Origin of the sequence: Streptomyces sp. SID8352, assembly GCF_009862265.1 — a bacterium.
In the GTDB taxonomy this organism is placed as follows: Bacteria; Actinomycetota; Actinomycetes; order Streptomycetales; family Streptomycetaceae; genus Streptomyces.
Genome location: NZ_WWGX01000044.1, coordinates 59,615 through 73,813, shown reverse-complemented (window position 1 = coordinate 73,813; position 14,199 = coordinate 59,615). Strand labels below are relative to the sequence as shown.

The 14,199-nt window shown below is 74.7% G+C and carries 9 protein-coding genes; 2 read left to right on the top strand and 7 right to left on the bottom strand.

Features of this window, described 5'->3' with window-relative positions; genetic code table 11:
• Positions 1-96: 96 nt before the first annotated feature.
• The 3 genes from GTY84_RS16490 to GTY84_RS16480 all read right to left on the bottom strand — a co-directional run bounded on the left by GTY84_RS16490 (position 97) and on the right by GTY84_RS16480 (position 7,501).
• Entirely contained in the window at positions 97-2,889 is a 2,793-nt protein-coding gene (locus GTY84_RS16490; RefSeq protein ID WP_161227033.1) for a protein kinase, read from the bottom strand.
• A 157-nt stretch (positions 2,890-3,046) separates the two neighbouring features.
• Complete coding sequence (locus tag GTY84_RS16485) at positions 3,047-4,936, bottom strand: serine/threonine-protein kinase (RefSeq protein ID WP_161227032.1); 1,890 nt, start codon at positions 4,934-4,936, stop codon at positions 3,047-3,049.
• Between the two features lie 858 nt (positions 4,937-5,794).
• Positions 5,795-7,501, bottom strand: a complete 1,707-nt coding sequence (locus GTY84_RS16480; RefSeq protein ID WP_161227031.1) for a glycerol-3-phosphate dehydrogenase/oxidase — start codon at positions 7,499-7,501, stop codon at positions 5,795-5,797.
• Positions 7,502-7,795: 294 nt separating this feature from the next.
• Here GTY84_RS16480 and GTY84_RS16475 point away from each other — a divergent pair, with 294 nt between their 5' ends.
• Positions 7,796-9,004 carry a nucleotide sugar dehydrogenase gene (locus GTY84_RS16475; protein ID WP_161227030.1) on the top strand — a complete coding sequence of 403 codons (1,209 nt, stop codon included), beginning with the start codon at positions 7,796-7,798 and terminating at the stop codon, positions 9,002-9,004.
• Positions 9,005-9,121: 117 nt separating this feature from the next.
• On the opposite strand, the gene GTY84_RS16470 is transcribed toward GTY84_RS16475, so the two are convergent.
• The 4 genes from GTY84_RS16470 to GTY84_RS16455 form a co-directional block, all read right to left on the bottom strand.
• Entirely contained in the window at positions 9,122-10,246 is a 1,125-nt protein-coding gene (locus tag GTY84_RS16470; RefSeq protein ID WP_161227029.1) for a GuaB3 family IMP dehydrogenase-related protein, read from the bottom strand.
• A 106-nt stretch (positions 10,247-10,352) separates the two neighbouring features.
• Positions 10,353-11,855 carry an IMP dehydrogenase gene (gene guaB / locus GTY84_RS16465; RefSeq protein ID WP_161227028.1) on the bottom strand — a complete coding sequence of 501 codons (1,503 nt, stop codon included), beginning with the start codon at positions 11,853-11,855 and terminating at the stop codon, positions 10,353-10,355.
• 138 nt (positions 11,856-11,993) lie between these two features.
• Positions 11,994-12,578, bottom strand: a complete 585-nt coding sequence (locus GTY84_RS16460) for a sigma-70 family RNA polymerase sigma factor (RefSeq protein ID WP_161227027.1) — start codon at positions 12,576-12,578, stop codon at positions 11,994-11,996.
• A 279-nt stretch (positions 12,579-12,857) separates the two neighbouring features.
• Entirely contained in the window at positions 12,858-13,469 is a 612-nt protein-coding gene (locus tag GTY84_RS16455) for a response regulator transcription factor (RefSeq protein ID WP_003948568.1), read from the bottom strand.
• A gap of 381 nt (positions 13,470-13,850) precedes the next feature.
• Between GTY84_RS16455 and GTY84_RS16450 the strand changes: the two genes are divergently transcribed.
• The gene (locus GTY84_RS16450) at positions 13,851-14,192 is read left to right on the top strand and encodes a WhiB family transcriptional regulator (protein WP_161227026.1); all 342 of its coding nucleotides are present in this window, start codon (positions 13,851-13,853) and stop codon (positions 14,190-14,192) included.
• Positions 14,193-14,199: the final 7 nt, after the last annotated feature.

The following is a 14,199-nucleotide window of genomic DNA, read 5'->3' as shown; positions in this document are numbered from 1 at the left end:
GCCCCCGTTCGGGGAACGGTTGGGGCGGCGGGGCGGCCCCGGTGTGAGAGTTGTCGCTTTGCGTTCCGGCGCACAACCATCGTGGCGGGTCGGCGGTCAGCGCGTGTACCGGTAGGTGTCGGAGGCCTGTTCGTAGAGCCGGGTGACCTCGTCCCGCCGGGTCACCGGGCCGCGGACCTGCACCACGTGGTAGCGGCCGTCGATCAGGATGGCCACGTTGCGCACGTACAGCTCGCCGCCCCGCGAGCCGGTCCAGGTGAACTCGCCCTCGGCCATGGTGCGTCCGCCGACCTCGATGGTCCTCAGCCCGCTGGAGGTGGCCCAGGTGGAGGACCGGTACGGGGCCAACTCCCGCTCGCCCTCGCGCTGGTAGACCATGGGGTCCTCGCCGTACTCGCCGGTGCCGTCCCGGCCCGGCACGACGACCAGCTCGAAGTCGCCCTTGCGGTAGACGACCTGGCCGCTGCTGTTGCGGGGGATCCGGGTCCAGCCCCGGGCCACGGCGACGCGGAAGCCCTCGGGGTCAGTGCGCAGGGTGAAGCCGTCGGCGGCGCCGGGGCCGGTGGTCTGGGTCTCGGCGGAGCCCGCCGTCCCGGCGGAGTCCGGTTCGCTGCCGGAGGAGGTCTCCTCGGGGCGGGGGTCGCCGCTGGCCTGCGGGGAGCGCGCGGGCGGCTCGGCCGGGACCCGGCTCTCCGCCGGGGCGGAGCCCGCCCGGCCGGGACCCTCCGCCTCGTTCCGCGGCATGAAGAACATGGCGTACGCGACCGCCCCGGCCAGGGCGAGCAGGATCACCAGCAGCAGCGTCCGGCCGAGGCTGCGCGGTGACCGCTCCTCCTCCCGGCCCCGCTTGTGCCGCGCCTGCTGGGCGAGCTGCCCGCCGCCGCGCCGTCTGCGCACCAGTTCGCCCCGGCGCCGCACGACGGGCAGCCGGGCGGTGTCGGCCGGCGGGGCGGGGACGACGTACAGCCCGGCGTCCGGCTCGGGCGCGGAGCGCACCAGGGAGCGCAGCCAGCCGTTCAGCTCCTCGAAGTCGATCCGCTCGGTGGGGTCCTGACGCAGCAGCGACTCCACGACGGGGCGCAGCGGGCCGCACTCCTCCGCGAAGGCGGGCGGCTCGGAGCAGACGATCTGCACCAGCTCGGCCGTCGAGTCCTCCGGGTAGGGCGCGTGCCCCTGGACGGCGCGGAAGAGCAGGGCTCCCAGCGCCCAGAGGTCGGTGGCGGGGCCGATGGGCGCGGCGAGCTGCCAGTTCTCGTGCACCGGCCCGGCCTGTTCGGGTGCCCACCGCTCGGTGACCGGGCCCACCACGGCCATCCGCGCCTGCCGGGCCCGCTCGGCGGCGAGCGCGGTGGCGGGGCCCCGGGGGGCGGGGACGCGGGCCTCGGGGCCGTCCCAGCCGCCGGCCGCCGGGGCGGAGGGAGCGCCGGGGGACGCCACGGCGGGGACCCCGGCGGAGGGCGGGGCGGCGACGGCCGGGGGGCCGCCGTGCCCGGCGGGGTCGGGGGTGCGGGGCGTGGCGCCGTGCCAGGAGGCGGAGCGCACCCCGTAGGGGTCGGCTATCCGGCCCAGCAGCGCGGTCTCCTGGGCGTCCGGCCCGCCGGAGGCGTCCGGTGCGGCGGGCCCTTCCGGAGCCGGTTGGCCGGACGCGGCGGCCGGGAGGTCACCGTAGGGGTGCTCCGGGGCGCCTTCGAGGGCCGGGCGGGCCCGGAAGCCGTCGGGGAGCGGGCCGCCGGGCAGGGCGGCACGGCCGTCCCGCGCCTCCTGCACCCGGGCGGCGGCGCGGGCGCCCTCGCGATAGGCGGCGATGGCCCCGGCCCGCGCGGCCCTGATGTCGGCGCCGGTGTCGGAGGCCGCGGGGGGCAGCCCGGCGGGGCCGCCCTGGCCGAACGCGGGCAGCCCTTCCTCCCTGGCCCGGATGGCGGCCCGGCGGGCGGCCTCGGGGTCCGCGGCGGCGCCGGGCCCGACCGCATGCGGGCCCGGGACGGGCTCCGGTCCGGGTGGGTAGCCGGCGGGGGCGGCGTCCGCCCGGCCGTACGGGTCCGCGCCGTGGCCGTCCCCGTAGGGGGCCTCACCGTAGGGGACGGCGGCGCCGTGGTCCGTGCCGTAGGGGGCGGCGGCCTCGCCGGTCCCGTACGGGTCCTCCCCGGGGTCCGGGTCGTACGGCGACTCGTGGTCCGGTCCGTACGGCTCCATGCCGTAGGGCTCCGGTCCGTACGGCTCCCCGTGGGCCTCCGCTCCCTCGTCCCCGTCGTCCTCGCGGGCGGGGACCGGGTCGTAGCCGCACAGCGCCTCCTCCGCGGCGCCGACGGCCAGACCGGTGAGCACGACCCGGCCGTCGTCGCAGACCAGCACCGTGCGGGCGGTGATGTTGCGGTGGACCCATCCGTAGCCGTGCAGCACGCGCAGCGCCATCAGCACGTCGGCGGCGACCTCCGCCGCCCGGTAGGGCGTCAGCGGCTCCTCGGCGAGCAGGGCGGCCAGCGGCCGGGCGGCGACCAGTTCGCTGACGATCCACAGCGAGCCGCTCTCGGGGAACACGTCGAAGACCTGGTCGAGCCGGGGGTGGTCGGGCACCGCGGCGGCGGCCTGCGCGGCGTCCATGGCCCGCCGCACCACCGGATCGGCCGAGGGCCCGGTCCCCGCGTACGGCTCGGGCGTCCGGCGCGCGGCGCCCCGGGGCCCGCCGTCCCGCGCGGCGAAGCCGCCGGACGGATCCTCCGCGTCGACCACCTCCGCGTCGACGACCTCCGGCAGCGGCACCTGGCGCACCAGGACCTCCTGGCCGCTGTAGGTGTCGAAGGCCCGGGTCTCGGCGAGTTCGTACTCGTCGGAGGGGGGCAGCGGCAGGCGGTAGCGGCCCGCGAGCACCCGTCCCGCATAGTCGTCCACGTCACCCACCCCCGGCAGCCGCCCGTCGGTCAATTCCGTTCGCCGCGCGGCCCGTTCCGGCTGCGTGCGGTTCGCATGCGTTCACGATACGTGCCGGAGGCAACCCGCAATGAGGGGATGCCATATCTGGGCCGTCCCAAACCCCGGGCGCCCACGCTCAGGACGCGGACCGGAAACTTCCGCTGAGGGTGCGCCAGGTGTCCCGTCGCAGGTCACCGTCCCAGTCGGCGGCCCTGGCGGTGTACATGAGCGCGTAGCCCTGGTGGTCGTTCACGACGAATCCGCGGTCAACGGTGCGGTACCCGGTGCCGTCCTCCGTGTAGGTGAACTCCCAGTCGGCCGCGTTCCAGCCCCGGTACTCCACCTTCTCGATGCGGATCCTCTCGTACCGGGCGCGGACCATGTAGCGCTCCTGGTTCTGCCAGTCCGCGACCGGGTCGTCCTTGGGCGTGGAGGTCCAGGCGATCAGCAGCTTCTGGCCCTTCGGCCCGGTGAAGCGGTCCCCGGCGGTGCCCGTGGTACCGAACGACCAGCCCTCGGGCAGGCCGATGGAGTAGCCCTGGGTGCCCCGGTGGGTGGCTGCCGCGCCGGCGCCGCCCTCGTCGGGGGCCGCCCCGTCGCCGCCCACCGCGCCGCCCCGGTCCGCGGCGGCGCCGTCCTCCGCGCCCTCCTCGGCCGGCCCGGAGGCGCTGCCGTCGGTCCGGGTGTCGCCGGGGCCGCCGCGCCCGGCGGTGGTGCTCGCGCCGGAGGCGGTGCGGGCGGCGGCGGCACGGGCGTCCTTGTCGTCGTCCCCGCCGCCGAGCGTGAGCGCCAGTACGGTGCCGAGGACGGCCAGCGCCACGACCACAGCGATGATCACCAGGGTGCGGCGCGGCACCACGTCGGTGAGCGGCGCCCTGGGCGCGGGCCGGGGCGGCAGGTCGGGCGGCGCCATCACGGGCCAGCCCGCGCTCCGCCCGCCGGTGGCGCCGTTCGCCGCGCCGACTCCCGGGGCGGGGCCCCCGGGGGGTCCGCCCGGCATCGGGGGCGGCGGGGCGCCGGGCACGGCGGGGGCGGCGCGGCCGGCGGCCGGAGCCGCGGCGCCCGCTCCCACGGCAGCCCTGCGTGCCGACCGGGACGGCCGCTGCCGGCCCTGCTGGGCGGGGAGCGGCACGACCCTGGTGGTGCCGGCCGTCTCCGCCGCGTCGGCGCGGTCCGCGTCCCGGATGACCCGGGTGAGCAGCGCGCGGGCGCCCGCGTCGTCGAGGCGCTGGGCGGGGTCCTTGGTGAGCAGCCCGTGGATGACGTCCCGCAGCGGGCCCGCGTTCCTCGGCTCCTCCAGCGACTCGGTCATCACCGCGGTGAGCGTGGCGATGGCCGAGCCCTTGTCGTAGGGCGGGACGCCCTCCACCGCCGCGTACAGCAGGCCGCCGAGCGACCAGAGGTCCGCCGCGGGGCCCGGCTTGTGGCCGCGGGCCCGCTCGGGCGAGATGTAGGAGGGGGCGCCGACGAGCATGCCGGTGGAGGTGATGGACGGGTCGCCCTCCACCTGGGCGATGCCGAAGTCGGTGAGCACGACCCGGCCGTCGTCCGCGATCAGCACGTTGGAGGGCTTCACGTCACGGTGCAGGATGCCCTCGCGGTGCGCGGAGCGCAGCACGTCGAGGATGGCGAGGCCGACCTCGGCCGCGCGCCGCGGCTCCAGCAGGCCGTCGTCGCGGATGACCTCGGCGAGGGACTTGCCCTCGACGAGCTCCATCACGATCCAGGGCCGGTCGTCCTCCTCGACGACGTCGAAGACGGTCACGGCGCTGGTGTTGCGGATCCGCGCGATGGCCTTGGCCTCGCGCAGGGTGCGCGTGATCAGGCGGCGCTTCTCGTCCTCGTCGATGCTGCCGGGGAACCGCAACTCCTTGACGGCGACCGTGCGTCCGAGGGTCTCGTCGGCGGCGCGCCACACCGTCCCCATGCCGCCGCGGCCGAGCACGTCCCCCAGCCGGTACCGCCCGGCGAGGAGACGTGCGTCCTTGTCCGTACGGGGTGTGCCCGCGCGCTCCGGCTCCGACATGCGTCCCCTCATGCAACCCGCCCTGACAGAGCCTTCATTGTCCCTCACCCGGCAAGTGCTCCACGCCGCAGGGTCCCCTCGTGGCGACCGGGCGCGCGGCGGACGTCAGGGGGCGTGACCCCCTGTCACCCGCGCTCCGGCGGCGCCCCGCACGGCCTGCCGCCGCCCCCTGCCGCACGCCTCCCACCTGCGCGTTCGGGCACCGACGGCCCCGAGTCCCGGCCCGAACGGCGGTACCGAACGGTCCCGTTCGGACCGGCCGGACCGCGCGGCGGGGCCGCCCGGCGGGGTCCGGAATCCCCTGCGGAGGGGCCGGGGACACCGGACCGCGCTCCCGGACCACGCTCCCGGACCTCCTCCCGGGCACCCGCCCGCGACCGAGGTCGGGGCGGTGCCGGAGGCGCGGCGGTGCCGGCGTCGGGTCGGGCCGGGGCGGAGCCCGGACCGGAGCCGCCACCAGCACCGGAGCCGACGTCAGGACCGGGGCCAGGCCCGGAGCCGGAGCCGGAGCCGACGTCAGGACCGGAGCCGACGTGAGGACCGGGGCCAGACCCGGAGCCGGAGCCGACGTCAGGACCGGTCCCGGAGCCGGGACCAACCCGATGCCGGGTCAGGATCGATGGCGGTTCAGGACCGGAGCCGGAGCCAGGGCCGGAGCCTGAGCCCCGGCCGAAGCCTGGCCCGAGGGCTGGACCGGAGCCTGGCCCGGAGCCGGAGCCGACGTCAGGACCGGGCCCGGAGCCGGGCCCGACCCGATGCCGGGTCAGGGCCGGAGCCCGACCCGGGGCAGAGCCGGGGGCAGGCCCGGGACCGGAGCCCGGCCCGGGGACAGGCCCCGGGCCAGGCCCGGGGCACGGCTCAGTGGGGCACGATGTCCGGCGCCCCCAGCCGGGCCGCGTCCGCCGTCAGGTCGTCGGGCTGGCGCTGCGACTCCCGCTCGGCCTGGACCCGCTTCTCGTAGTGCCCGACCTCCCGTTCGACCCGGTCCCGGTCCCAGCCCAGGACCGGCGCCATCAGCTCGGCGGCCTCCCGGGCGCTGCGGGTGCCCCGGTCGAAGGTCTCGATGGAGATGCGGGTGCGCCGGGTCAGCACGTCGTCCAGATGGCGGGCGCCCTCGTGCGAGGCGGCGTAGACGACCTCGGCGCGCAGGTAGTCGTCCGCGGCGTGCAGCGGCTCGCCCAGGGCGGGATCGGCGGCGATGAGCTGGAGCAGTTCCTCGGTCAGCGTGCCGTACCGGTTGAGCAGGTGCTCCACCCGCACCACGTGCAGCCCGGTGCGGGCGGCGATCCTGGCCCGCGCGTTCCACAGCGCCCGGTAGCCCTCGGCGCCGAGCAGCGGCACCTCCTCGGTGACACAGTCGGCGACCCGGAGGTCCATGCCGTGCACCACCTCGTCCACCGCGTCCTTCGCCATCACCCGGTACGTCGTGTACTTGCCGCCCGCCACCACGACCAGGCCGGGCACCGGGTGGGCGACGGTGTGCTCCCGGGACAGCTTGCTGGTGGCGTCCGACTCCCCGGCCAGCAGCGGCCGCAGCCCGGCGTAGACCCCCTCGACGTCGTCCCGGGTGAGGGGTATGGCGAGCACCGAGTTGACGTGCTCCAGCAGGTAGTCGATGTCGGCGCTGGAGGCGGCGGGGTGCGCCTTGTCGAGGTCCCAGTCGGTGTCGGTGGTGCCGATGATCCAGTGCCGCCCCCAGGGGATGACGAAGAGGACGGACTTCTCGGTGCGCAGGATCAGCCCGGTGCCGGAGTGGATGCGGTCCTTGGGGACGACCAGGTGGATGCCCTTGGAGGCGCGGACGTGGAACTGGCCGCGCTCGCCCACCATCGACTGGGTGTCGTCGGTCCACACCCCGGTCGCGTTGACGATCTGGCGGGCGCGGATCTCGTACTCGCCGCCGCTCTCGACGTCCTGCACCCGCGCCCCGACCACGCGCTCGCCCTCGCGCAGGAATCCGGTCACCCGGGCCCGGTTCGCGACCGGGGCGCCGTACGACGCGGCGGTGCGCACCAGGGTGGTGACGAAGCGGGCGTCGTCCATCTGGGCGTCGTAGTACTGGAGGGCGCCGACGAGGGCGTCCTTCTTGAGGGCGGGCGCCACGCGCAGCGCGTGCCGGCGGCTCAGGTGCCGGTGCAGGGGGAGGCCGCGGCCGTGGCCCCGGGCCATGGACATGGCGTCGTACAGGGCGACGCCCGATCCGGCGTAGAGCCGCTCCCAGCCCTTGTGCTGGAGCGGGTAGAGGAACGGCACGGGCTTGACCAGGTGCGGCGCCAGGCGCTCCAGCAGCAGCCCGCGCTCCTTCAGCGCCTCGCGGACCAGCGCGAAGTCGAGCATCTCCAGATAGCGCAGCCCGCCGTGGACCAGCTTGCTGGATCTGCTGGAGGTGCCCGAGGCCCAGTCCCGGGCCTCCACCAGAGCGGTCGACAGGCCGCGGGTCACCGCGTCGAGCGCGGTGCCGGCGCCGACCACTCCACCGCCGACCACCAGCACATCCAGCTCGCGCTCGGCCATGGCCGCGAGCGCCTCGGCGCGCTGCGCCGGGCCCAGGGTCGCTGTCCTCACTGCTGCCTCCCGCTGTCCGTGGTGTCGGCACACCCGTCGGGCGAGCCCGCCGGTGTCCCGTACCCCTCTGCGCAAAGTCTGACCGTCCCGTCCGGGTTCAGCCACCACGTACCCCCAGCCTGTGGACAACTCCGGGGCGGGGCGGGTGAGCGGAGACAACACTCAACGGGATTCGGCCGACCAATCCCACAAATCGGTCATATTTACTCCTAGTCTGACCGTGTGCCCGCCCATTCTGTCCACCGGGCTTGCGCACCTGTCCCGCTTCGGTTATTGGGAAGGACGGCCCACGCCATGCCCGCAGATCTCGCCGTCATCGGACTCGGTCCCTACGGCCTGCCCCTGGCCCAGGCCGCCGTGGCCGCCGGCATCCCCACCCTCGGCTACCGCACCGGCCCCGAGGCCGGACCGCTGAGCCCCGCCGAACTGCGCCGGATGCTCTCGGGGGGCTTCCGGACGGCGGCCGGACCGGCCGAACTGGGACGGGTGCGCACCGCCGTCATCTGCGCCCCCACCCCGCCCGGACCGGACGGCTCCCCCGACCTCGCCCAGGTCGGGGCCGCGGCCCGTACCCTGGCCGCGCACCTGCGCCCGCACACCACGGTGATCCTGGAGTCGCCGGTGCGGCCGGGCACCACGGAGGAGTTCCTGCGGCCCCTCCTGGAGGAGGGCTCCGGGCTGCGCGCCGGGCGCGACTTCCACCTCGCCCACTCCCCCAGCCGGGTGGACCCGGGCAACCGCGACGCCGCCCCCGCCCACACCCCCAAGGTCATCGGCGGGCTCACCCCCGCCTGCACCGAGTCGGCCGCCGCCTTCTACGGCCGGATCACCGACAAGGTGGTGCGGGCGCGCGGCCTGCGCGAGGCGGAGACGGTGCACCTCCTGGAGACCAACTTCCGGCACGTCAACATCGCGCTCGTCAACGAGATGGCCGTCCTCTGCCACGATCTGGGCATCGACCTGTGGGACGTGATCCGCTGCGCGGAGACCAGGCCGTTCGGCTTCCAGGCCTTCCGCCCCGGCCCCGGCGTCGGCGGCCACTCGGTCCCCCAGGACCTCACCGGCCACGCCCCGCGCGGCCTGCGCATGGTGGAGCTGGCCCAGCAGGTGAACCGCCGGATGCCCGGCTACGTCGTCCGGCGCGCCGCCGCCCTCCTCAACGAGCACGGGAAGTCCGCGCGCGGCGCCCGCGTCCTGCTCCTCGGCGTCACCTACAAGGCGGACCTGGCCGACCAGCAGGCCGCCCCCGCCGAGGAGATCGCCACCCTGCTGACGGGGCTCGGCGCCACCGTCAGCTACCACGACCCGCACGTCCCGAACTGGAGCGTCGCCCGGCGCCCGGTCCCCCGCGCCGACTCCCTCTACGAGGCCGCCGCCGACGCCGACCTCACGATCCTGCTCCAGCAGCACCGCACGTACGACCTCCAGGGACTCTCCGTGAAGGCGCAGCTCCTGCTGGACACCCGGGGCGCGACCCCGACCGGGGCGGCGCACCGCCTATGAGCGGCGCACCGCCCGTGCGCGGCGCACGGAGCGCGCGTCCCGGCCACCGGACGACCCGCCCGCCCATGGCGGAGGGCCGGCCTCCCCGGGCGGGGCGGCCGGCCCTCGGGCCCGGGGTCAGCGGCGCGGCTGCGAGTCAGCGACCGTGACCTCGACGCGCTGGAACTCCTTCAGCTCGCTGTAGCCGGTGGTGGCCATGGCCCGGCGCAGGGCGCCGAAGAAGTTCATCGAGCCGTCGGGGGTGTGCGACGGACCGGTGAGGATCTCCTCGACCGTGCCGACCGTCCCGAGGTCGACCTTCTGGCCGCGGGGCAGCTCCTCGTTGACCGCCTCCATGCCCCAGTGGTGCCCCCGGCCCGGCGCGTCGGTGGCGCGGGCCAGCGGGGAGCCCATCATCACCGAGTCGGCGCCGCAGGCGATCGCCTTGGCCAGGTCGCCGGAGCGGCCGACGCCGCCGTCCGCGATGACGTGCACGTACCGGCCGCCGGACTCGTCCATGTAGTCGCGGCGCGCGGCGGCCACGTCCGCCACGGCGGTGGCCATCGGCACCTGGATGCCGAGCACGCTGCGGGTGGTGTGCGCGGCGCCGCCGCCGAAGCCGACGAGGACACCCGCCGCGCCGGTGCGCATCAGGTGCAGGGCGGCGGTGTAGGTGGCGCAGCCGCCGACGATGACGGGCACGTCGAGTTCGTAGATGAACTGCTTCAGGTTCAGCGGCTCGTGCGAGCCGGAGACGTGCTCGGCGGAGACGGTGGTGCCGCGGATGACGAAGATGTCCACGCCCGCGTCGACGACGGCCTTGGAGAACTGGGCGGTGCGCTGCGGGGAGAGCGCGGCGGCGGTGACCACGCCCGAGTCGCGCACCTCCTTGATGCGCAGGCCGATCAGCTCCTCCTTGATCGGGGCGGAGTAGATCTCCTGGAGGCGCCGGTTGGCGGCGGCGGCGTCCAGCCCCGCCACCTCGTCGAGCAGCGGCTGCGGGTCCTCGTAGCGGGTCCAGAGCCCTTCCAGGTTCAGCACTCCGAGACCGCCCAGCTCGCCGATGCGGATGGCGGTGGCCGGGGAGACGACCGAGTCCATGGGGGCGGCCAGGAAGGGCAGCTCGAAGCGGTAGGCGTCGATCTGCCAGGCGATCGAGACCTCCTTCGGGTCCCGGGTCCGGCGGCTGGGGACGACGGCGATGTCGTCGAAGGCGTACGCCCGCCGGCCGCGCTTGCCGCGCCCGATCTCGATCTCAGTCACGTCTGTGGCCTTTCCCTGAAGCGTTCAGCGTCTTCCAGTATCCCCGACGGACACGGCGAGGGCGGCCCCGGATGGTCCCGGGGCCGCCCTCGCCGGAGCGCTGCGGCTACGAACGGCTGTAGTTCGGCGCCTCGACGGTCATCTGGATGTCGTGCGGGTGGCTCTCCTTGAGCCCCGCGGAGGTGATCCGCACGAACCGGCCCTTGGACTCCATCTCCTCGATGGTGGCGGCGCCCACGTAGCCCATGGTCTGCCGCAGACCGCCGACGAGCTGGTGCAGCACGTTGGCGAGCGGGCCCCGGTAGGGCACCTGGCCCTCGATGCCCTCGGGCACGAGCTTGTCGTCGGAGGCGACCTCGGCCTGGAAGTAGCGGTCCTTGGAGTACGACCGGCCCTGGCCGCGGGACTGCATGGCGCCCAGCGACCCCATGCCGCGGTACGACTTGAACTGCTTGCCGTTGATGAACTGGAGCTCGCCGGGCGACTCCTCGCAGCCCGCGAGCAGGCTGCCCAGCATCACCGTGTCGGCGCCGGCGGCCAGCGCCTTGCCGATGTCGCCGGAGTACTGGAGCCCGCCGTCGCCGATCAGCGGCACCCCGGCCGCACGGGCGGCCAGGGACGCCTCGTAGATCGCCGTGACCTGCGGCACGCCGATGCCGGCGACCACGCGGGTGGTGCAGATGGAGCCGGGGCCCACGCCCACCTTGATGCCGTCGACACCGGCGTCGATCAGCGCCTGGGCGCCGTCGCGGGTGGCGACGTTGCCGCCGATCACGTCCACGCCGACGCTCGACTTGATCTTCGCCATCCAGTCGAGGGCGTTGCTGTTGTGGCCGTGCGAGGTGTCGACGACCAGGAAGTCGACCCCGGCCTCGGTGAGGGCCTGGGCGCGGTCCAGCGCCTCGGGGCTGGCGCCCACGGCGGCGCCGACGATGAGCCGGCCCTCGGCGTCCTTCGCCGCGTGCGGGTACTGCTCGGCCTTCACGAAGTCCTTGACCGTGATCAGGCCCTTGAGGAGGCCCTGGTCGTCGACGAGGGGAAGTTTCTCGATCTTGTGGCGGCGCAGCAGCCCGATGGCGTCCACGCCGGAGATGCCGACCTTGCCGGTGACCAGCGGCATCGGCGTCATGACCTCGCGCACCCGGCGGGAGCGGTCGGTCTCGAAGGCCATGTCGCGGTTGGTGACGATGCCGACGAGCCTGCCGGCGGCGTCGGTGACCGGGACCCCGCTGATGCGGAACTTGGCGCACAGGGCGTCGGCCTCGGCGAGGGTGGCGTCCGGGTGGATGGTGATGGGGTTGGCCACCATCCCCGACTCGGAGCGCTTGACCAGGTCGACCTGGTTGGCCTGGTCCTCGATGGCCAGGTTGCGGTGGAGCACGCCGACGCCGCCCTGGCGGGCCATGGCGATCGCCATGCGCGACTCGGTCACCTTGTCCATCGCCGCCGAGAGCAGCGGAATGTTGACCCGTACGTTGCGGGAGACCCGGGACGAGGTGTCGACCGCGTTCGGGAGCACCGCGGAGGCGCCCGGCAGCAGCAGCACGTCGTCGTAGGTCAGCCCGAGTGTCGCGAATTTCTCGGGCACTCCGTCGACGTTGGCAGTCATGACACCTTCCCCAAATGGCCTTGATCGGTGCGGATGTCCATGCTAACGGGAACAGGACGTGTCTCATTCCACGATCATGGTCCGCTCCGGCCCCTCGTAGCTTCGCACGGGGCCGCCGGGGCCCCGCTCACCGGGTGGCTACTGCTCGGCCAGGGCGCGCAGTCTGCTCAGCGCGCGGTGCTGGGCGACCCGGACGGCGCCCGGTGACATGCCCAGCATCTGGCCGGTCTCCTCGGCGGTGAGCCCCACGGCGATCCGCAGCAGCAGCAGCTCGCGCTGGTTCTCCGGCAGATTGGCCAGCAGCTTCTTGGCCCAGGCCGCGTCGCTGTTGAGCAGCGCGCGCTCCTCGGGCCCGAGGGAGTCGTCGGGGCGCTCCGGCATCTCGTCGGAGGGGATGGCCGTCGAGCCGTGGCGCATCGCGGCACGCTGGAGGTCGGCGACCTTGTGGGCGGCGATGGCGAAGACGAACGCCTCGAAGGGGCGCCCGGTGTCCTTGTAGCGGGGCAGCGCGAGCAGCACCGCGACGCAGACCTCCTGGGCGAGGTCCTCGACGAAGTGCCGGGCGTCACCGGGCAGCCGGGACAGCCGCGTGCGGCAGTAGCGCAGCGCCAGGGGATGGACGTGGGCGAGCAGGTCGTGCGTGGCCTGCTCGTCCCCGTCGACGGCACGATGCACGAGCCCGCCGACCGTCCCCTGGTCGGGGGCCGCCTCGTCGTCACGCATCGGCCCATGGTGCCTTGCGACCGTCAGATCCGTGGCTTCGTGCCCGCTGTTGTGCACCGAAGCGTTATGAGCAGGTGCGCCGGAACTCATCCCCTGCGCCCTCCCCTTCCGCTCGACCGACTCGTCCCCGAGGAACTCCACACCTCAAGGATGCGCCATCCGCGGCGAAACGAGCAGCGGGCCTCCCGCGGAGCGCTCCGTCACCCCCGCCCACCACGCGGTGAACGGGGGCGGCCGCTCCCCCGACGGGCCCGTCGGGCCTGCACCACACGGGGTTCCCTAACGGACGAGGCCCCAGCGGAAGCCGAGCGCGACCGCGTGCGCGCGGTCGGAGGCGCCGAGCTTCTTGAAGAGCCGCCGGGCGTGGGTCTTGACGGTGTCCTCGGAGAGGAACAGCTCACGGCCGATCTCGGCGTTGGAGCGGCCGTGGCTCATGCCCTCCAGCACCTGGATCTCCCGCGCGGTGAGCGTGGGCGCGGCGCCCATCTCGGCGGAGCGGAGCCGGCGCGGGGCCAGCCTCCAGGTCGGGTCGGCGAGCGCCTGGGTCACGGTGGCGCGCAGCTCGGCGCGCGAGGCGTCCTTGTGCAGATAGCCGCGGGCACCGGCGGCGACCGCGAGGGCCACGCCGTCCAGGTCCTCGGCGACGGTGAGCATGATGATGCGCGCGCCGGGGTCGGCGGACAGCAGCCGCCGGACGGTCTCGACGCCGCCCAGGCCGGGCATGCGCACGTCCATCAGGATCAGGTCCGAGCGGTCGGCTCCCCAGCGGCGGAGGACTTCCTCGCCGTTGGCGGCCGTCGTCACGCGCTCGACGCCGGGCACGGTCGCGACCGCGCGGCGCAGCGCCTCTCGGGCAAGCGGGGAGTCGTCGCAGACGAGGACGGAAGTCATGGCCGTCCTCCGCAGCAAATGCGCGTCACGTTGAGCCTCCAGGCTGGTACGAATCGTCACCTGTGCGGTCGACCGCCTCGGACGCCCGCCCGAGCACGTGGTTCCTTCAACCGCCTCCGCACTCTCAACGATGGTCACCCGAAAGAGTTACGGGGCTGTGCGTCGACTTCGACACTCTACGTGAGGGGCCGGACACGCCGCAGACGCACGCGGCCAACCCACCCGCTTTCATCACAACCCATGCCCCATTCAGCCGTTTTTCTTCCTCTTCGGCGGTGTCTGCGGCTAGATTCGCAATGAGTCATATTTTCATCTCCTTAGATCGTAGTTGCACGGTCGCGAGCACGGTATCCACCCATATCGGCCACAAGGGGTCACGCAATGGCAGATTTCTCCCGCCTTCCCGGACCGAACGCGGACCTGTGGGACTGGCAGCTCCTGGCAGCGTGCCGCGGGGTGGACAGCTCGCTCTTCTTCCATCCGGAGGGGGAGCGGGGCGCGGCGCGCAGCGCCCGCGAGAACTCGGCCAAGGAGGTCTGCATGAGGTGCCCGGTGCGCGCCGAGTGCGCGGCGCACGCGCTGGCCGTGCGCGAGCCGTACGGGGTCTGGGGCGGACTCACCGAGGACGAGCGCGAGGAGCTGATGGGCCGGGCGCGGCACCGGCTGGTCGCCACCTCGGCACCGGCGCACGGCGGCGGCGACGCCGCGGCGCATCCGCATTGACCGGACC